The sequence below is a fragment of the Mycobacterium sp. DL99 genome (assembly GCF_004762045.1).
Lineage (GTDB): Bacteria > Actinomycetota > Actinomycetes > Mycobacteriales > Mycobacteriaceae > Mycobacterium.
The window spans coordinates 3,772,909-3,791,613 of sequence record NZ_SJOM01000007.1 but is presented as its reverse complement, the minus strand read 5'-3'; the positions used below and the strand labels follow the sequence as shown (position 1 = coordinate 3,791,613).

Here is an 18,705-nt window from a genome sequence, read left to right as displayed (position 1 = left end):
TCGCGGTCATCGCCCCGCGATGCCGTGCCACGTCTACGACCAGGCCTCTAGAACACGCCAGTGACCTCCGGATTCATCAAGAAGCTCGATCCCCGCCGCCGCCGCTCGCGGGTCAACCCCGACGGCACGATGTCGTTGGTCGATCACCTGCACGAGCTGCGTAACCGTCTGCTGATCAGCGTGCTCGCTGTTCTCGTGACGACGATCTTCGGCTTCCTCTGGTACACCAACGGCTTCTTCGGTCTGCACAGCCTGGGGGAATGGCTGCGTGGCCCGTATTGCTCACTGCCCGCCTCGGCCCGCGCGACCATCGCCCCGGACGGCGAGTGCCGGCTGCTGGCCACCGGCCCGTTCGACCAGTTCATGCTGCGCCTCAAGGTGGCGCTGGCAGCCGGGCTGGTGCTGGCCTGCCCGGTGTGGCTCTATCAGCTGTGGGCGTTCATCACGCCAGGTCTGTACAAGAAGGAACGCCGCTTCGCGATGGCGTTCGTCGGCGTCGGCGCCGTGCTGTTCATCACCGGCGCGATCCTGGCCTACGTGGTCCTGGCCACCGCCCTGGGCTTCCTGCTCACCGTCGGCAGCGACGTGCAGGTCACCGCGCTGTCGGGCGAGCAGTACTTCGGGTTCCTGATCAATCTGCTGCTGGTGTTCGGCATCAGCTTCGAGTTCCCACTCCTGATCATCATGCTCAACCTGATCGGCATGCTCAGCTACGAGCGGCTCAAGGTCTGGCGCCGCGGCCTGATCTTCGGCCTGTTCGTCTTCGCGGCATTCGCCACGCCGGGCTCTGACCCGTTCACGATGCTGGCGCTGGCCTCTGCGCTCAGCCTGCTGCTGGAGTTCGCGATCCAGATCGCGCGGGTCAACGACAGGCGCAAGGCGCGGCGCGAGGCACTGGAGGTGCCCGAGGACGAGGCCGCGCCGATCCCGACAGCGGAACCGATCCAGACGCCGGAACCGGTGAGCGGACCGTCGCGAATCGACATCGACGACGATGCCACCTGATCCTGGTGAGCAACCCGGCGGTGAACTGATCAGGTTCACCGCCGAATATCCGTTCGCCCTCGACGATTTCCAGCTGCGTGCCTGCCGTGCGCTGGAAAGCGGTCACGGCGTCCTGGTGTGTGCACCGACCGGGGCGGGCAAGACCGTGGTCGGCGAATTCGCCGTGCACCTGGCGCTGGCGGCGGGCGGCAAGTGCTTCTACACCACACCGATCAAGGCGCTGAGCAACCAGAAACACAACGATCTGGTGGCCCGCTACGGCGCCGACAAGATCGGGTTGCTCACCGGAGACCAGTCCATCAACGGTGACGCCGACATCGTGGTGATGACCACTGAAGTGCTTCGCAACATGCTGTACGCGAATTCGCCTGCGTTGCATGGGCTTTCCTATGTCGTAATGGACGAGGTGCACTTCCTGGCCGACCGGATGCGCGGTGCGGTGTGGGAGGAGGTCATCCTTCATCTGCCCGAGGACGTACTGCTGGTCAGCCTGTCGGCGACGGTCAGCAATGCCGAGGAGTTCGGCGGCTGGATCCAGACCGTTCGCGGCGACACCACCGTCGTCGTCGACGAGCACCGGCCGGTGCCGCTCTCGCAGCACATGCTCGTCGGCCGGCGGCTGTTCGATCTGTTCGAGGGCACGAACAGCACGCTCGTCGACCCGGATCTGTTACGCCACATCAGCCATCGGCGCGAGGCCGATCGGCTGGCCGACTGGCAACCACGCGGAAGAGGGCGCGGAGGCGGGCGCCCGCAGCTGTACCGGCCGCCCAGCCGGCCCGACGTGATCTCCACCCTGGACGCCGAGGGGCTGCTGCCCGCCATCACCTTCGTGTTCTCGCGGGCCGGATGCGACGCGGCGGTCCAGCAGTGCCTGCGGGCGCCACTGCGGCTGACCACCGACGAGGAACGCAGCCGGATCGCCGAGATCATCGACCGGCGCTGCGCCGACCTGGCCGAATCCGACCTGATCGTCCTCGATTACCACCAATGGCGCGAAGGACTGCTGCGCGGGCTGGCCGCCCACCACGCCGGCATGCTGCCGGTGTTCCGGCACACCGTGGAGGAGCTGTTCACCGCGGGCCTGGTCAAGGCAGTGTTCGCCACCGAGACCCTGGCTCTGGGTATCAACATGCCGGCCCGCACCGTGGTGCTCGAGCGGCTGGTGAAGTTCAACGGCGAGCAGCACGTTCCGTTGACGCCGGGGGAGTACACCCAGCTGACCGGGCGGGCCGGGCGCCGCGGTATCGACGTCGAAGGCCATGCCGTGGTGCTGTGGCGGCCCGACGACAGCAACGCCGAACCCGCGGAGGTCGCCGGCCTGGCCTCGACCCGGACCTTCCCGCTGCGCAGCTCGTTCGCGCCGAGCTACAACATGACCATCAACCTGGTGCAGCAGATGGGGCCCGAACAGGCGCACAAACTGCTGGAACGCTCCTTCGCCCAGTACCAGGCCGACCGGTCGGTGGTCGGGTTGGTGCGCGGGATCGCGCGCGGCGAACGGATGATGAGCGAGCTGGCGGCCGAGTTCGGCGGCAAAGACGCGCCCATCCTCGACTACGTCCGGCTGCGGACCAAGATCGGCGACCGCGAACGCGCGCAGTCGCGGGCATCGCGACTGCAACGGCGCAGGGCCGCCACCGACGCACTGGCCGAGTTGCGCCGCGGCGACATCATCACCATCACCCACGGCCGCCGCGGCGGACTGGCGGTGGTGCTCGAGCCCGCGCAGCGCGACAGCGACGACCCGAGACCGCTGGTGCTCACCGAACACCGTTGGGCAGGCCGGATTTCGTCGGCCGACTACTCGGGTGCGTCGGCCCCGCTGGGTGCGATGACGCTACCCAAGCGGGTCGAACACCGGCAGCCACGGGTGCGTCGGGACCTGGCGTCGGCGTTGCGCTCGGCGGCCGCCGACCTCTCGGTGCCCTCGAAGCGCGCGAGCAGGGGCGCCGCGGCCCCCGAACGCGACGTCGATCCCGAACTGGCCGGCCTGCGTGACGAACTGCGTCATCACCCGGCGCATCAACTACCGGACCGCGAGGCCCAGGCCCGGATCGCCGAACGCTATCTGCGCGTCGAACGTGACAACGCCCAGATCCAGCAGAAGGTGAACGCGGCGACGAACTCGCTGGCCCGCACCTTCGACCGAATCGTGGCGCTGCTCAGTGAACGCGGCTTCATCGAAGCCGACTCTGGTGAACCCAGGGTGACCGACGCCGGTCGCCTGCTGGCCCGGATCTACAGCGAGAGCGATCTGCTGGTGGCCGAATGTCTGCGCGCCGGCCTGTGGGACGGTTTGCAGCCCGCGGAACTGGCCGGCGTGCTCTCGGCAGTGCTGTTCGAATCGCGCGGGGACTCCGCGGGCGGGGTCCTGGGAGTCGACATTCCCACCGAGAGCCTGCGCCGCGCGCTGGCCAAGACCCGTCGCGTGTCGGCGGACCTGCGCGGCGACGAGCAGCGGCACCGGCTCGCGCCGAGCCGTGAACCCGACGAAGGCTTCGTGACCGCCGTCTACCGGTGGGCGACCACCGGCGATCTGGCCGCCGCACTCGCGGCCTCAGATGTCGCTGGTTCGGGTTCTGCGCTGTCGGCGGGGGATTTCGTGCGGTGGTGCCGTCAGGTGCTCGACTTGCTCGACCAGGTGCGCAATGCCGCACCCGCAACTGCCCTGCGCAATACCGCGAAACGCGCTGTCAACGATGTTCGGCGCGGTGTTGTTGCTGTTGATGCGGGGTAATGTGTGGCAGGCGATACCGAACAGGATCAAGGAGAACCATGAGCGGACCGCAGGGATCTGACCAGGGACAGCAGTGGCCCGGTCAGCAGCCTGAGCCCACGGGGGACCAGGCGCAGGGTGCCGAGGCGTGGCAGCCACCCACCCCCGCTTCCGAGGACCCGACGCCTCACGCTCCGGCCTGGCAGCCGCCGGCGTACACGCCGCAGCAGTATCCGTCGTACCAGCCGCCTGCCCAAGGCGTGCAGCAGCCGGATTATTCGCAGCCGCAGCAGCCACAACAGCCGCAGTACCCTGGGGCCGAGCAGTACGGCCAGCCGGCGTACCCCGGCGGCCAGCCGCAGTACGGCCAGGTGCCGGGCTATGGGCAGCAACCGCAGTACGGGCAGCCCGGGCAGCCGCCGCAGTACGGCCAGCCGGGTCAATACCCTCAGCCGGGCCAGTACGGCGCTCCCGGTCAGTTCGGGCCTTACGGTGTGCCGGGCGCTTCGGGGGAATCCAAGCGTTCGCTGGCCGTGATCGGCGGCGTCGTCGGCGGCCTGCTGGCCCTGTTGCTGATCATCCTCGCGGTCACCGCGTTCTGGCTTCCGGGATGGGCGGTGACGACCAAGCTCGACATCAACAAGGCCCAGACCGGCGTCGAGCAGATCCTGACCGACAAGACCAACGGTTACGGTGCCACCAAGGTCACCGGCGTCAAGTGCAACGACGGTGAGAATCCGACGGTCAAAAAGGATTCGACCTTCGACTGCGAGGTCACCATCGACGGCACCAAGCGCAAGGTGACGGTGACCTTCAAGGACGACAAGGGCACCTACGAGGTCGGTCGACCCAAGTAAGTCAGCCCGCCGATATCTACATCAGGGTCGCTTCGCCGCGAGCGAGCGACCCTGATGTAGCGAATGGCGCGGACGGAGTCAGCCGGGCAGTCGGTCGAGGGCTGACTGCAACCGGCTGATCGACGAGGTCACCCCGTACGCCGCGGCCAGCTCGGCGACCCGCGCCGGGTCGCCGGCGGCCAACGGTAGATCGTCGGTCGCAGCAGACAACGTCACCGGGGCATCCGTGGCCACCCGGACCACCGGTTCAGCCGCGGCCATGTAGTCGGCGGCGGCCAGCAGCTTGGCCCGATGTGCTTTGGACAGTGAGGATTTCGGGTCCTCGGCGGCCGCCTGGATACCCAGCAGCGAGCCGTGCCGGGCCAGCAGCGTCGCCGCCGTCTTCTCGCCGATCCCGGCGACCCCGGGCAGCCCGTCGGACGGGTCGCCCCGCAGCAGGGCCAACTCCGCGTACGCCGGTCCGGCCCGGTCGATGGGAACCCCGTACTGTTCGGCGACCTCTTCCGGGCCGAATTTCGTGGCCTTGGCCAGTCCCCGGCCGATGTAGAGCACGCGGACGGCGGGGGCCGGCTCGTCGCGTACCAGTTGCAACAGGTCACGGTCTCCGCTGACCACCACGACCGGATCGTGCTGTTCGCGCGTGGCCAGCGTGCCGAGCACGTCGTCGGCTTCGAACCCGGGCGCCCCGGCCGTCGCGATGCCGAATGCATCGAGCAATTCCATGATCATGTCGACCTGCGGGGTGAGGTCGTCGGGAACCTCCTCGACATCGGGGATGCCGTCAGGTTGCGGCTGTTCCACCCGGTGCGCCTTGTACGACGGCACCAGATCGACGCGCCACTGCGGCCGCCAGTCATCGTCGCGGCACACCACCAGCCGGCGCGGTCGCTCCCGGGTGACCAGCGTGGCAACCGAGTCCAGGAATCCGCGTACCGCGTTCACCGGCCTGCCGTCGGGTGCCTTGATCGACGACGGCACGCCGAAGTAGGACCGGAACCACATGCTGGCGCCGTCGAGCAGCAGAACTGGGTCGCTCATCGGGTTTCCTCCATCGGACCGAATACATAGGACGCAGCCGTGACGGCTTTTCCGCCGGCACCCTCGTCATACAGCGTGGCCCGCACCGCGACGGTGCCACCCGCGCCGGGCAGTACCCGGGTGTCGACCCGGAACGGGCCGGCCTTACCGCGGGCCAGGAACATCACATGCGACGAAAGACCTTGCAGCGTATCGGTTTCTGCGGCACGGGCAGCGGCGTCCGCCGCGGCCGTCTCCAGGATCACGAACTGCGGGCCGATGTGCAGCGCGGCGTCTGGTGAGGCCACCTCGACCGCGAGCTCGGGTAGGGCCCAATGCCCGTTGTCGCGTTTGTGGCCGCCGAACACCTGCCACAGTGGCGGTAGATCCGGACCGTCGACGATGTCGATCGGGTCGACGGGCATTTTCTCCAGGCCCTCCGGGGGCGTACCGATGGAGATGCCCTGCCCCTCGGTGAGCGCGATGACCCGGTCCGGATTGTCGGCATCGACGATCACCGACCGGCTGTACGCGAGTTGCCTGCCCTGCTTGAGCACCTCGGTATCCACCCGGATGCGGGCCACATCGACGGCCGGGTCCAGCACCTGGCACGAGTGGATGACCGGGTTGGGTACGGCTTCCAGATCGCTCACGCCACCGCTGTCCGGGGAGGAGATGCCCAGTACCGCAAGCAGCAATCCGCCCGCCGGGTTTCGCATGTCGCGCCGCAACGTCACCGTGTCGTCGACCGGACCGAGGTCCATCGAGGAATACGAGCGCCCGAGGTACCGGTAACTCAACAGGCCGCCCCAGCGCCTGCGCAGCTCAGCGGCATACGCCTCGGGATCGCCGGTGAGATCGCGGATATCACGCAACATTCCAGCGACAGTAGCGTGAGGTATGACCTTCACCGTCAACCGTATTGACCATGTCGTGGTGAACTGCCGGGACAGCGACGCCACCGTCTCGTTTTACGTGCGGGTGCTGGGCATGCGCAGGGAGGTGTTCGGTGACGGCCGTATCGCGTTGGTGTTCGGCGATCAGAAGCTCAACGTGCGGCCGACCGGTTCGGTCAACTGGGTGACCGGCGCCGTCGACGCACCGGGATCCTTGGATCTGTGCTTCATCGCAGATGTCGAACCGGAGGCCGTCGGTGAGCACCTGAGAGCCTGTGGTGTCGAGATCACCGAGGGCCCGGTTCCCAAGACCGGCGCATTGGGCCCCATGACCTCACACTATTGCCGCGACCCCGACGGCAACCTGATCGAGATCGCCAGTTATCTACCGCACCACTAGCCTCGATGCCATGACGGTCAGCCGATTCAGCACCGATGTGTACGCCCACCGCCTTTCCGCGGCAGCATCAGCTGCAGCAGAAGCCGGTCTGGCCGGACTGGTCATCACCCCCGGCTATGACCTGCGGTACCTGGTCGGCTCACGCGCGCAGACCTTCGAACGGCTCACCGCGCTGGTGCTGCCCGCCGCCGGGGACCCGACCATCGTCGTGCCGCGCCTGGAACTGGCCGCGTTGCGCGAGTCGGCGGTCACCGAACTCGGTGTGGCGGTGCGTGATTGGGTGGACGGGCAGAACCCGTACCAGATGGTCGCCGACGCCCTCGGCGGGCCGGGCAGTGCCGTCGCGGTGACGGATTCCATGCCCGCCCTGCACCTCTTGCCGCTCGCCGACCTGCTCGGTGTGGTCCCGGTACTGGCCACCGATGTACTCCGGCGCCTTCGGATGATCAAGGATCCCGCCGAGATCGACGCGCTGCGTAAGGCCGGAGCGGCGATCGACCGGGTGCACTCCCGGGTGCCCGAGTTCCTGGTGCCCGGCCGCACCGAAGCCGACGTGGCCGCTGACATCGCCGAAGCTATTGTCGCCGAAGGACACTCAGAGGTGGCGTTCATCATTGTCGGCTCCGGTCCCAACGGTGCCGACCCGCACCATGAATGCTCAGAGCGTGAGCTGAGCGCCGGTGACATCGTCGTGGTCGACATCGGCGGGCCGTACGAGCCCGGCTACAACTCCGACTCGACCCGCACCTACAGCATCGGCGAACCGGATCCCGAGGTGGCGCGGCGCTACGCGGTGTTGCAGCGCGCCCAGCAGGCGGCCGTCGCGGCCGTGCGCCCCGGCGTGACCGCCGAGCAGATCGATGCGGCCGCCCGCGACGTGCTGGCGGCCGAAGGGCTGGCCGAGGCATTCGTACACCGCACCGGGCACGGCATCGGGCTGTCGGTGCACGAGGAGCCCTACATCGTGGCCGGCAACGACCTGCCGCTGGAGGCCGGGATGGCATTCAGCGTGGAACCTGGCGTGTATTTCCCGGGGCAGTGGGGCGCCCGGATCGAGGACATCGTCGTCGTCACCGAGGACGGCGCGTTGTCGGTCAACAACCAGCCACACGATCTCGTCGTAGTGCCGGTGAACTAAGGCCCGCCGCTCTGCCGCGTTCGTAGCGTGGTGGCGGTTTTGGACTCGTTTTCCCGCCACTGCGCTACGCACGTGAAGCGGGGCCGGGCCGCCGACCCCGGAATTTAGGCCTCGCTGCGGTCCAGCAGCTCCGAGGAGCCCAGCACGCGCTCGATTCGTACCTCGATCACCACGCGACGGGGGTTCAGCCGCGGGGTGCGGTAGCGCTGGGCGTAACGCAGCTCGGCGTCACGGACGGCGTCCGGCTCGCTGCTCACCGTGGACTTGCCCTCCAGCGACAACCAGCGGGCGCCGTCGACCTGGCTGAGCACAGCGATCCCGCGCTCGTGCGCGTTCACCGCCTTCTGCGAGCCGCCGTTGGTGATGACCCGCGCGATGTGCGTCTTGGGATCGAAGGTGAAACCGACCGCCACGACGTGCGGGGAATTGTCCGAGCGCAACGTCGTGAGCATCGCCAGGTGGCGTTCGGTGAGAAACGCCAGCGCCTCGCTGGTGAGCTTGGTGGTTGCCTTGCCACGAGATGTAGCCATCGGGGTCCACGCTAGCGCAGGACATAATCGCTGCCATGGATGACACGGCTGGCACGGATCCCCGTGTCGTGGTGATTTTCGGGGGCCGCAGCGAGATCGGGATCGAACTCGCGGTTCGGCTCGCGGCCGGGGCGGTCGTCGTGCTGGCCGCACGCCGTGCCGATCAACTCGACGAGCAGGTCGCCGCGGTGCGGGCGGCCGGTGCCGCCGCGGTGCACACCTGCGAGTTCGATGCCGACGACGTCGCCGGCCACACCCGCGTGGTCGAGGCGATCGAAACCGCCCACGGGCGGATCGACACGGCAGTGCTGGCATTCGGGGTGCTGGGGGATCAGGATCGGGCCGAGGCCGATCCGGCCCACGCCGTGGCCGTCGTGCACACCGACTACGTAGCCCAGGTCAGCTTGCTCACGGTGCTGGCGCAGCGTTTGCGCGCAGCGGGCCGGGGCCGGCTGGTGGTGTTCTCCTCGATCGCCGGAGCCCGGGCCCGCCGCGCCAACTACGTCTACGGTTCGGCCAAGGCCGGCCTCGACTCGTTCGCCTCCGGCCTGACCGACGCCCTGCACGGGACCGGTGTGCAACTGTTGATCGTCCGGCCCGGGTTCGTGATCGGCCGGATGACCGAGGGCATGGAACCGGCGCCGTTCTCCAGCACACCGGCTCAGGTGGCCGAGGCTACGGCCAAGGCGCTGGCCCGCGGTAAGCGTGCGGTCTGGGTGCCGTGGGTGATCCGCCCCATGATCTTCGTGACGAGATTCGTGCCGCGGCCGATCTGGCGAAAGATGCCCCGGTGACGGGGACGATCACCGTGGTCGGCATCGGGGCCGACGGGATGGCGGGGTTGTCGCAAGCCTCGCGTGACGAGTTGGCGCGCGCCACCGTGGTGTACGGCTCGCCGCGGCAACTGGAACTGCTCGACGACAGCGTGACGTCGGACCGCCGAGATTGGCCGTCGCCGATGCTGCCGGCCCTGCCGACGCTTTTCGCCGACGGCGATGTGCACGTGGTGGCGAGCGGCGATCCGCTGTTGCACGGCATCGGCGCGACGCTGATCCGGTTGTTCGGCGCGCACCGGGTGCGGGTGCTGCCCCATGTGTCGAGCGTGACGCTGGCCTGCGCGCGGATGGGCTGGACGGTGCCCGACACCGAGGTGATCAGCCTGGTGACCGCCGCGCCGCATACCGCGGTGCGCCGTGGCGGGCGCGCGATCGTGCTGTCTCGCGATGCGCAGACCCCGGCCACGCTGGCGCGGCTGCTGAACGAATCCGGCCGCGGCGATTCGGAATTGACCGTGCTGCAGCAGCTGGGCGGGCCGGGGGAGCGCCGCCACGACGGCACCGCCCGGGACTGGGCGGCGGCCGCCCCGGTCGATATACACGACCTCAACGTGGTGGCGGTGGCCTACCGTCCCGACGAGCGCCGGGCCCAGGCGCTGCCCGACGAGGCGTTCGCCCACGACGGGCAGCTCACCAAGCAGTCCATCCGGGCGGTCACGCTGGCGGCACTGGGGCCACGGCCCGGCGAGTTGTTGTGGGATGTCGGCTCGGGGTCGGGCAGTATCGCGATCGAATGGTCGCGCAGCGTACCGGGTTGCGCCGCGGTGGCATTCGAACGCGACGAGCAGCGACGCGCGCGGATCTTGAGCAACGTCGCGGCTTTCGGGGTCCGGGTGGACGTCCGCGGCGGCGCTCCCGAGTCCCTTGACGGTGCGCCCGAGCCCGCGGTGATCTTCGTCGGCGGTGGCGTCACCCAGCCCGGATTGCTGCAGGCCTGCTTCGATCGCCTGCCCTCAGGTGGGCGGCTGGTGGTCAACGCGGTGACGTTGGAATCAGAAGTCGTTGTAGCACAATGGTATTCGAAGGAAGGCGGCGAGTTGCGGCGTTATCAGCACTACCAGGGTGGTGCGATCGGCGGATTCACCGGTTGGCGGCCGGCGCTGCCGGTGACCCAGTGGGCGGTGGTCAAGCGATGACGGTGTACTTCATCGGGGCGGGCCCGGGTGCGGCCGACCTCATCACCGTGCGCGGTGCGCGACTGCTCGGCAGCTGCCCGGTGTGTCTGTACGCCGGGTCGATCATGCCCGAAGACCTGTTGGCACTGTGTCCCCCCGACGCCAGGGTCGTCGACACCGGGCCGCTGAACCTCGACCAGATCATCGACCAGTTGGTCGCCGCGGATCGTGCGGGTGTCGATGTGGCACGGCTGCATTCCGGTGATCCGTCGATCTACAGTGCGCTCGCCGAGCAGTGCCGTCGGCTCGATGAACTGGGGATCGGCTACGAGATCGTGCCCGGTGTACCGGCATTCGCCGCGGTGGCCGCCGCACTGGGCCGCGAGCTGACCGTCCCCGGCGTCGCTCAGACCGTCACCTTGTCCCGGGTGGCGACGCTGTCCACGGCGATGCCGGACGGCGAGGACCTGCGTACGCTGTCGGCCCCCGGGGCGACGCTGGTGCTGCACCTGGCCGCGGCCCAGATCGACAACATCGTCCCGCAGCTCATCGACGGCGGATACCGCCCCGAAACCCCCTGTGCCGTCGTGGCATTCGCCAGCTGGCCGCAGGAGATCGTGTTGCGTGGCACGCTCGCCGACATCGCCGAGAAGATGCATGCCGCCGCGGTTACCAAGACCGCGGTCATCGTGGTCGGCGATGTGCTCGCCGCCGAGGGATTCTCCGACAGCTACCTGTACTCCTCAGGCCGCCGTCGCGGGGCCACCCACTGATGAAGCTCCTGCTGCTCGGTGGCACGGGTGAGGCCCGTGCCCTGGCCGCGGCTCTGCACCCGCAGGTCGACGTGATCAGCTCGCTGGCCGGGCGGGTACCGGACCCGGCGCTGCCCGTCGGTCCCGTGCGCATCGGCGGGTTCGGCGGCGTGGAGGGGATGAGGCAATGGCTGGTCGATGAGCGGGTCGACGCGGTCGTTGACGCCACCCACCCCTTCGCCGCCACCATCACCGAGCACGCAGCCCGGGTGTGCGCTGAGCTCGGCGTGCCGCATCTGGTGCTGGCCCGGCCGGCCTGGGCGCCGGGCGCCGCGATCATGGTGGCATCCGACCGGGAGGCGGCCGAAACCGTGGCGGGGAACGGTTATTCGCGGGTCTTTCTCACCACCGGGCGGTCCGGCACTCGGGTCTTCAAAGACGTCGACGCCTGGTTCTTGATCCGGGCCGTCACTCCGCCGGATCTCGACACCCTGCCTGCCGATCACCAACTGCTGCTGTCGCGCGGCCCGTACGACTACGACGGGGAGCTGGCCCTGCTGCGCGAGCACCGCATCGACGCGTTGGTGACCAAGAACAGTGGTGGTGCGATGACCGAACCCAAGCTGCGGGCCGCCGAAGCTGCGGGCGTGCCGGTGGTGATGGTGGACCGTCCGCCGCTGCCGCCCGGAGTACACACGGTGGCCACGGTCGAGGAGGCGGCGGATTGGGTTCGGGCCGAAACCGCAGGCTGAAGCCCCCGGCAGCAGTAGGCTCCACACCGTGGCGGAGACGTCATACGCACCGTGCGGCGGTCTGAGTCTCGCCTACCAGGTATTCGGCGACGGACCCGTCGAGCTCGTCTACGCCGGGTCATTCGTCAGCCACCTCGAAGTCTTCTGGACCATGCCCGAGTTCGAGGCCTTCATGGAGCGACTTTCGACGTTCTGCCGCGTCCTGCTGTTCGACAAGGCCGGGGTCGGGTTGTCGGATCCGGTGCCCCAGGTGCGCACGCTCGAGGAACGGGCGGCCGAGCTCGAGGCCGTGATGGATGCCGCAGGATTCGGGCGTGCCGTTCTGTTCGGGTTGAGCGAGGGCGGACCCGCTGCGATGTTGTTCGCGGCGACCCGGCCCGAACGCACGAGGGCATTGATCCTGAGCGGCACGTTCGCGTACTTCGGCATCACCGAGTGGGCTGACTTCGACCGTGACCCGGCCGAGCTGCACGCGCGGATCCTGGCCGAGATCGGCCAGCGCTACACACCGTCGACCGAGCAGCTCGCGCAGTTCCAGGAGTTCGGCCGGGCCAGCGGCTCGGTGTGGGGCACCGGTGCCGCACTCAAGCGTTTGTTCCCGGCGGCCGGGTCGGTGCGCCAACTCGGGATGTTCGAGAGAATGAGCGCCAGTCCCGGAATGGCCCGGGCCACCCTCGAAGCTCTGTTCCGGATCGACGCGCGACCCATTCTGTCGACCATCACGGCGCCGACCCTCATCATCCATGCCACCGGAGACCTGGTTCCGATCCAGGGCGGGCGGTATCTCGCCGACCACATCCCGGGTGCGCAGCTGCTCGAGGTCGACGGCACCGACCACGCACCCTGGATCGCCAATCCCGACGAGATCACCAGCGAGATCGAGGAATTCCTCACCGGCAGCCATGCCGCACCGTCGCAGTCCCACCGGGCCCTGCGCACGGTGCTGTTCACCGACATGGTCGCCTCCACGCAGCACGCCGCGGCCACCGGAGACGAGCGGTGGCGTGCGGTGCTCCATCGGATGGGGGAGATCACCGCAGACCTCACCGGGCGGTTCGGCGGCGTCGTGGTGAAGAGCACCGGAGACGGACACCTGGCCACCTTCGACGGGCCGACCCAGGCGATTCGCTGCGCGGAGGCCCTGCGTGATCAAACCGAGAGCTTGGGCATCGAGATCCGGGCCGGGATCCACACTGGCGAATGTGAACTGATGGACGGCGATATCGGGGGAATAGCGGTCCATATCGCGGCGCGCATCCTCGGCCTGGCCGGTGCGGGGGAAATCCTGGTGTCCAGCACCGTTCGCGATCTGGTGGTGGGCTCGGGAACCGGCTTCGAGGACCGCGGCGACGTCGAGTTGCGTGGAGTGCCGGGCACCTGGCGGCTCCTCGCGGTGGATCGCCACGGCGCGCGGGCGGGAACACCCGAGGCGGAACTGGCATCGGTGCCGACGCCGGGGCCCGGGCCTACGATGCGCCGGTCGGATCACGCCATGGCGGTGATGGCGCGGCGGATGCCGCGGATCGTGCGGGGGATCGCCCGCGTCACCCCGGGCACCCGCGTCACGGGACCGCCGGTCAGGCGCTGATCAGATCGAGTGTTCCGAGTTCCCGGATCGCCCGGCAGCCCCGCTGCGCCATCACCACCATCATGTCGTCGCCGCGCTCGGTGGAGCTGGCGAAAGCGGTGCCGAGCACCGTGATCAGCGGCGCCTGCAGCATGCCCAAACGGTAATCCTGCCAACAGGTTTCGCGATCGTATCCGGTGACGCCGTGCGACAGCAATCGGTCATGATAGGCAGTGACCAGCCCGGCTTCGGCGGCGGCGCGGACAGTCGGATCCAGGCTGGTCGCGGTGAAGTACGACAGGTCGCGCGCGGGCAGGCCTGAGCCGAGAGTCTGCCAGTCCACCACGGTGATCCGGGTGCGGTCCGGGTCGAACAGCATGTTGTCCAGGCGGTAGTCGCCGTGCAGAACGGCGAACCGGTCCGGTTCGGCCAGCAGCCACGGGGTGACGACTGACATGGCCGCGCGCATGGTGTCCTGGTCCTCGGCATCCAGGCGCGCGCCGATCTTGTCCAGGGTGATATCGGCTGCCATCTTGGCGACGTCGCCGAATCCCTTGGCGGAGTCCGGTTCCGGCTTGGGCATCGCGATACCGGGGAAGTTCGCCCACCGCGGGTCGGCCCAGGTCGGCCCGTGTAGATCGGCGAGCGCCCGGACCGCCAGGGTGGCCTCGGCCGGTGTGCACCCGGCGATCTGATCGCCTTGTTCGGCCGGCGCCATGTCCGCCAGGAGCAAGACGAAATCAGCTCCCTCACCGGCGATTTCACAGTGATGGCAGCGGGGGACCGGGATCTGCACGTGGTCGGCCACATTGGTGTAGAAGGCGTGCTCTGAGCGGTAGCCGATGGTGACGCGGTCACGCACGGTGTCGTCCTGCGATGGCAGCTTGACCGCGAACGTGCCCGGCAGGCCGGCGTCGTCGCGGTAGGTGACGGTGACGCGGTAGGTGGCACCGGTCTGGCCCGTGCCGATCGGCGCGGTCTGCACCGAATCCACCTCGGCGCCAAGGACCTGCGACAGCCATGCGGCGGTCACCTCGGCGGGCTTGCCCGGTATGGACTTGGGGATCGACCCTGCGGCGGTCATTGCACTGTCCCGTAGATCGAACCCATCCACATTGCCTCCGCGCCTTCCAATAGTTGTTGTCGCGACAGCGGTCCACCCAGGATGAACCGTTCCAGCAAGCGATCGTTGAATTCCATGAGCAGGCTCGCGAGCACCACCGGGTCGGCACCGTCGGGGGCGCGGCCTGCGGTTCGCTCGGCGGCGATCACCGTCGAGACAGTGGGGACGAAGGACTCTCGCGCGCCGTCCCACAGATCGCGCACGGCGCCGCTGGACCCGCGGGCCTCCAACATGGCCTGCACCAGATAGCGGTGATCCTCGGCGGTCCGTAGTACCGCCTCGATGGTGTCGTGCACACGGTCGCGGGGTGGCCGGGTGGTGTCGGCCAGGATGTTGTTGGCGGCGAACAATGCGTCGTACATCGGCTCGACCAGGGCTGCGACGGCCGCCGCCTTGTTCTCGAAATAGAAGTAGAACGCCGAACGGCCCACCCCGGCCTGCCGCGCCACCTCGGCGATGTTCAGCGCGTCGAAGCCGGTCTTCTGCAGGTGCTCGTTGAGCGCCGCCAGAATCGCGGTGCGCCGCTGATCACTGCGTTGCGGTTGACGTCGGTCGACCGGGGACCGTGCGGGTGCGCCCTGTGGTGCCGTAGGCATGCTGGCCGGCCCTCCCATTTTCAACGGGTGTGACGCCGGACACTATCGATCATTCTGACAGCAGTCAATGAAACTCGACGCGAGTCAGTCTGTTGGTTCAGCCGGGGTAGTGGCGGGGGGTGAACACCCGGTCCTCGGTGGTGTCGCCGGCGGCCGAACCGGTGTACCACTGCGTCTGCGACGAGCCGATGATCAGCATGGTGCGCATGTCCACCTGGGCCGGGTCCAGATCAGCCAGTCGCACCACGGTCACCCGCTCACCGGGGCCGGGCTGCGCACCGGAGACCGCACGCGCGACGATCACCGGGGTGCTCGGATCGCGATACTCCAACAGCAGTTCGCGCATGGCGCCCACCTGCCAGGTCCGGGTCTTGGAGGCCGGGTTGTAGATGGCCAGCGCCAGATCGGCCTTGGCCGCGGCGGTGAGACGCGCCGCGATCACATCCCACGGCTTGAGCCGGTCGGACAGAGAGATCACCGCGTAGTCGTGGCCGAGCGGGGCGCCCACCCGGCTGGCGACCGCCTGCGCCGCCGTCATCGCCGGAATCACCCGGACCTCGACGCCGGGCCACTGCTTGGCTTCTTCGAGCACCGCCGTGGCCATCGCGAACACACCAGGATCACCGGAGGACACCACGGCGACCGTGCGGCCTTCCTGGGCCAGCTTGCAGGCCAGCTGCGCGCGGGCCGGCTCGTCGGTGTTGTCGCTGGGGTGGTGGTGCTGCCCGGCGCGGGCCCCGACGCGATTGAGATACGGTCCGTAGCCGATCAGATCCGTGGCGGCGGAGAGTTCGCGGCGGCTCTGCGGGGTCATCCAGTCCGAGTCGCCCGGCCCGAGGCCCACGACCACGACGCTACCCTGCGGTGCGGTGGACCGGGACCGGCCGGGAACCATCGCCAGTGAGAAGTACGGCACCTTGGCATCCGTGCTGCCTTCGCCGCCCACCTCGCGGGCCGGTGACACCCGCTGCCGGTCCGTGCTGGCCCGCTCGACGTAGTACGCCTCATCCAGCCGTCCGGTCGACTCGAGGGCGTCACGCACCCGGGTGTAGGACCGGCCCAGCTTGAGTACGACGGCGGCGTCGGTGTCGGCCAGGCGGCGCTCCAGCTCCGCCGTGGGCAGGGTGCCCGGCAGGATCGTCAGCACGTCGTCGCCCTGCACCAGCGGGGTGCCGGTAGCGGCCGAGGCCGCGCTCACCGAGGTGACGCCGGGAACGATGACGGCGTCGAAGCGCTGGGTGAGCCGGGTGTGCATGTGCATGTAGGAGCTGTAGAACAGCGGATCGCCCTCGGCCAGCAGGGCCACGTCGCGGCCGGCCTCCAGATGGATGGCGATGCGGTCGGCGGCGGCGGCGTAGAAATCTTCCATCGCACCGACGTAGCCGCCGGGATGCTCGGTGGTTTCCGTGGTGACGGGGTAGACCAGGTGCTCCTCGAGCTGGCCGTCTCGAAGATAGGGCTCGGCGATGCCCCTGGCGATGCTGTGGCCGTGCTTGGCGCTGTGATACGCCACCACGTCAGCCGCACCGATCAGCCGGGCCGCCTTGACCGTCACGAGCTCGGGATCACCCGGGCCCAGCCCGACGCCATAAAGGGTTCCGCGTTTGGACGTCTCGGTGCTCACTCGCGCTCACTCGCAATCGAATTGACGGCGGCCGCGGCCATGGCGCTGCCACCGCGCCGGCCCGTCACCACCAGATAGGACATGCCACGCGGGCGTTCGATCAGTTCGTCTTTGGACTGCGCCGAGCCGACGAACCCGACCGGGCCGCCCAACACCGCGGCCGGGACGGGCGCGCCCTCGTCGAGCAGTTCCAGCAGCCGGAACAGCGCCGTCGGCGCGTTGCCGATCGCGACCACCGCGCCACCGAGGCGGTCGGCCCACAGATCGACCGCGGCCGCCGAGCGGGTGAATCCCAACTTCGCGGCCAACTCCGGGGCCCGCGGATCGGCCACCAACGAGACGACCTCGTTGTCGGCGGGCAGTCGCGAGCGGGTGATCCCGGCCGCGACCATCGACGAGTCGCACAGCACCGGGGCGCCCGCGACGAGTGCGGCATGCGCCCTGGTCACGACGTCGTCGGTGTAGGAGACATGATCGGCGACATCCACCTGGCCGCAGGTATGGATCAGCCTGACCACCACCCGCGACACATCGTCGGGGAAGCGAGACAGGTTCGCCTCGGCGCGGATCGTCGCGAACGACTGCCGGTAGATCTCGGCGGCGTCACGGATGTAGTCGAGCACGCGAACACCCTACGGGGGCGGGATACGCAGCCGGTATCCGTCCTCGGCGGCGATCAGGACCTCTCCGACGGGCGGGCTGCCGCAGGCCCGATCGCAGCCCACGAAATGCCGGTGCGTCTCCGCGGGCGTGTCGACCGCCTCGGCGGCGTCGGCACGCACATCGGCGGCGGACTTGGCGCATCCGGGACGGCCGGTGCAGGCGCTGATCCGCAGCCACGGCGAATTGGCGTCGAACACCAGTCCCAGTGGTGCCAGCACACGCAGGGAGGCGTCCGCGACGCCCTCGGGGACGTCGCACACCAGCACCGAACGCCACGGGGTGATCACCAGTGGGGCCTCGATCGCGGCCAGGAAGTGGGCGACCCGAGCCTGCAGGACCCCCAGCGGCACGGCGGCCCCCACCGCCACCCTGGCGTCCCGCTGTTCTATCCAGCCGACCGGCGGTGTCATCGTCGGCGGCCAGGTGGCGCCGGCCGGAGCGTCGGCGGTCAGACCGTCCAACAGTGCCGAATGATCATCGAGTTCGGTTATCCGCCAGGCCTTTCCGCGGATCTCTACGAACCGTCTGGCCACCTCGATCAAGGTGGCGACCGCATCGCCGGTATCCAGTCGCACCCCGGTGTCGCGCCCGGCCAGCAGCAACGCGCAGGTGCCGTCATCACGGGCGTGTACACCGGCGTCGGCGTCGATCCCGGACACGTCGCCGCGGCCGTCGTCCAGGCTGAACCAGAACCTGCCGGGCAACCCGGCCAGAGCCGGGTCGGCCTGGATGGCGCGGTCGAGGTCGGACACCTTGGGGCGGATGTCGATGACGCCGCCAGAGCGTCCGGACAACGGCGAGGCCACGATGTTGCGGGCCCGCTCATGTGTCGGTGACGGCAGCAACCCGGCGTCGGCCAGCACCGTGGCGGTTGCGTCGGTATCCGTCACCGCCCGGATCTGGATGTTGCCGCGAGAGGTCAGCTCCATTGCGGGAGAACCGAACTGCTCGGCCGCCTCGGCCAGTGCCGTCAACTGGGCCGAGGTGATCATCCCGCCGGGTAGCCGGATCCGCACCAGGGCGCCGTCGGCGGCCTGGTGCACCGTCAATGCGCCGGGGCAGGCGTCCTGGTCGCGGGTTCGGGCCACGGGGTTCATTCTAGAAACCTTGGATTC

18 protein-coding genes are annotated in these 18,705 nt (G+C 69.0%); 10 read left to right on the top strand and 8 right to left on the bottom strand.

The window, feature by feature from the left end:
• Positions 1 to 60: 60 nt before the first annotated feature.
• The 3 genes from tatC to EYZ64_RS18615 are packed head-to-tail and all read left to right on the top strand — an operon-like array spanning position 61 to position 4,581.
• Positions 61 to 1,005 carry a twin-arginine translocase subunit TatC gene (gene tatC / locus EYZ64_RS18625; protein ID WP_135455547.1) on the top strand — a complete coding sequence of 315 codons (945 nt, stop codon included), beginning with the start codon at positions 61 to 63 and terminating at the stop codon, positions 1,003 to 1,005.
• The gene (locus EYZ64_RS18620) at positions 995 to 3,745 is read left to right on the top strand and encodes a DEAD/DEAH box helicase (protein WP_135455545.1); all 2,751 of its coding nucleotides are present in this window, start codon (positions 995 to 997) and stop codon (positions 3,743 to 3,745) included. Before tatC ends, EYZ64_RS18620 begins: the two co-directional genes overlap by 11 nt.
• Positions 3,746 to 3,783: 38 nt before the next feature.
• On the top strand, positions 3,784 to 4,581 hold the full coding sequence (locus EYZ64_RS18615; protein WP_135455544.1) for a DUF4333 domain-containing protein: 798 nt from the start codon (positions 3,784 to 3,786) through the stop codon (positions 4,579 to 4,581).
• Between the two features lie 78 nt (positions 4,582 to 4,659).
• Here EYZ64_RS18615 and EYZ64_RS18610 read toward each other — a convergent pair whose 3' ends face one another.
• Entirely contained in the window at positions 4,660 to 5,619 is a 960-nt protein-coding gene (locus EYZ64_RS18610) for a 5'-3' exonuclease (protein ID WP_135455542.1), read from the bottom strand.
• Positions 5,616 to 6,476 (bottom strand): hypothetical protein, encoded by an 861-nt coding sequence (locus EYZ64_RS18605; RefSeq protein WP_135455540.1) that lies wholly within the window; start codon positions 6,474 to 6,476, stop codon positions 5,616 to 5,618. The genes EYZ64_RS18610 and EYZ64_RS18605 overlap by 4 nt, the downstream gene beginning before the upstream one ends.
• Positions 6,477 to 6,498: 22 nt before the next feature.
• On the opposite strand from EYZ64_RS18605, the gene EYZ64_RS18600 reads away from it, so the two are divergent.
• Positions 6,499 to 6,894 (top strand): VOC family protein, encoded by a 396-nt coding sequence (locus EYZ64_RS18600; RefSeq protein ID WP_135455538.1) that lies wholly within the window; start codon positions 6,499 to 6,501, stop codon positions 6,892 to 6,894.
• Between the two features lie 10 nt (positions 6,895 to 6,904).
• The gene (locus EYZ64_RS18595) at positions 6,905 to 8,032 is read left to right on the top strand and encodes a M24 family metallopeptidase (protein ID WP_135455536.1); all 1,128 of its coding nucleotides are present in this window, start codon (positions 6,905 to 6,907) and stop codon (positions 8,030 to 8,032) included.
• Positions 8,033 to 8,136: 104 nt separating this feature from the next.
• Here the strand turns inward: EYZ64_RS18595 and EYZ64_RS18590 are convergent, their stop codons facing one another.
• Entirely contained in the window at positions 8,137 to 8,562 is a 426-nt protein-coding gene (locus EYZ64_RS18590) for a F420-dependent biliverdin reductase (RefSeq protein WP_135455533.1), read from the bottom strand.
• A 35-nt stretch (positions 8,563 to 8,597) separates the two neighbouring features.
• On the opposite strand from EYZ64_RS18590, the gene dprE2 reads away from it, so the two are divergent.
• Genes dprE2 through EYZ64_RS18565 form a run of 5 tightly spaced genes read left to right on the top strand, consistent with a single transcriptional unit; the run spans position 8,598 to position 13,605 of the window.
• The gene (dprE2, locus tag EYZ64_RS18585; protein ID WP_135455531.1) at positions 8,598 to 9,356 is read left to right on the top strand and encodes a decaprenylphospho-beta-D-erythro-pentofuranosid-2-ulose 2-reductase; all 759 of its coding nucleotides are present in this window, start codon (positions 8,598 to 8,600) and stop codon (positions 9,354 to 9,356) included.
• Positions 9,353 to 10,534, top strand: coding sequence for a precorrin-6y C5,15-methyltransferase (decarboxylating) subunit CbiE (gene cbiE, locus EYZ64_RS18580; protein ID WP_135455529.1), 1,182 nt, complete (start codon positions 9,353 to 9,355; stop codon positions 10,532 to 10,534). The genes dprE2 and cbiE overlap by 4 nt, the downstream gene beginning before the upstream one ends.
• The gene (gene cobM / locus EYZ64_RS18575; protein WP_135455527.1) at positions 10,531 to 11,286 is read left to right on the top strand and encodes a precorrin-4 C(11)-methyltransferase; all 756 of its coding nucleotides are present in this window, start codon (positions 10,531 to 10,533) and stop codon (positions 11,284 to 11,286) included. Before cbiE ends, cobM begins: the two co-directional genes overlap by 4 nt.
• Positions 11,286 to 12,017 carry a cobalt-precorrin-6A reductase gene (locus tag EYZ64_RS18570; RefSeq protein WP_135455525.1) on the top strand — a complete coding sequence of 244 codons (732 nt, stop codon included), beginning with the start codon at positions 11,286 to 11,288 and terminating at the stop codon, positions 12,015 to 12,017. The genes cobM and EYZ64_RS18570 overlap by 1 nt, the downstream gene beginning before the upstream one ends.
• Before the next feature lie 28 nt (positions 12,018 to 12,045).
• Positions 12,046 to 13,605, top strand: coding sequence for an adenylate/guanylate cyclase domain-containing protein (locus EYZ64_RS18565; RefSeq protein ID WP_135455523.1), 1,560 nt, complete (start codon positions 12,046 to 12,048; stop codon positions 13,603 to 13,605).
• Here EYZ64_RS18565 and EYZ64_RS18560 read toward each other — a convergent pair.
• From EYZ64_RS18560 to cobG, 5 genes are all read right to left on the bottom strand, one after another.
• The gene (locus tag EYZ64_RS18560; RefSeq protein ID WP_135455521.1) at positions 13,595 to 14,668 is read right to left on the bottom strand and encodes a phosphotransferase family protein; all 1,074 of its coding nucleotides are present in this window, start codon (positions 14,666 to 14,668) and stop codon (positions 13,595 to 13,597) included. The two genes, EYZ64_RS18565 and EYZ64_RS18560, sit on opposite strands and share 11 nt — an antisense overlap.
• Complete coding sequence (locus EYZ64_RS18555; RefSeq protein WP_135455519.1) at positions 14,665 to 15,303, bottom strand: TetR/AcrR family transcriptional regulator; 639 nt, start codon at positions 15,301 to 15,303, stop codon at positions 14,665 to 14,667. Before EYZ64_RS18555 ends, EYZ64_RS18560 begins: the two co-directional genes overlap by 4 nt.
• A gap of 97 nt (positions 15,304 to 15,400) precedes the next feature.
• The gene (locus EYZ64_RS18550; RefSeq protein WP_135455517.1) at positions 15,401 to 16,927 is read right to left on the bottom strand and encodes a precorrin-2 C(20)-methyltransferase; all 1,527 of its coding nucleotides are present in this window, start codon (positions 16,925 to 16,927) and stop codon (positions 15,401 to 15,403) included.
• Positions 16,924 to 17,550 carry a precorrin-8X methylmutase gene (locus EYZ64_RS18545; protein ID WP_135455515.1) on the bottom strand — a complete coding sequence of 209 codons (627 nt, stop codon included), beginning with the start codon at positions 17,548 to 17,550 and terminating at the stop codon, positions 16,924 to 16,926. Before EYZ64_RS18545 ends, EYZ64_RS18550 begins: the two co-directional genes overlap by 4 nt.
• Before the next feature lie 9 nt (positions 17,551 to 17,559).
• On the bottom strand, positions 17,560 to 18,678 hold the full coding sequence (cobG, locus tag EYZ64_RS18540) for a precorrin-3B synthase (protein WP_135455513.1): 1,119 nt from the start codon (positions 18,676 to 18,678) through the stop codon (positions 17,560 to 17,562).
• Positions 18,679 to 18,705 lie beyond the last annotated feature (27 nt).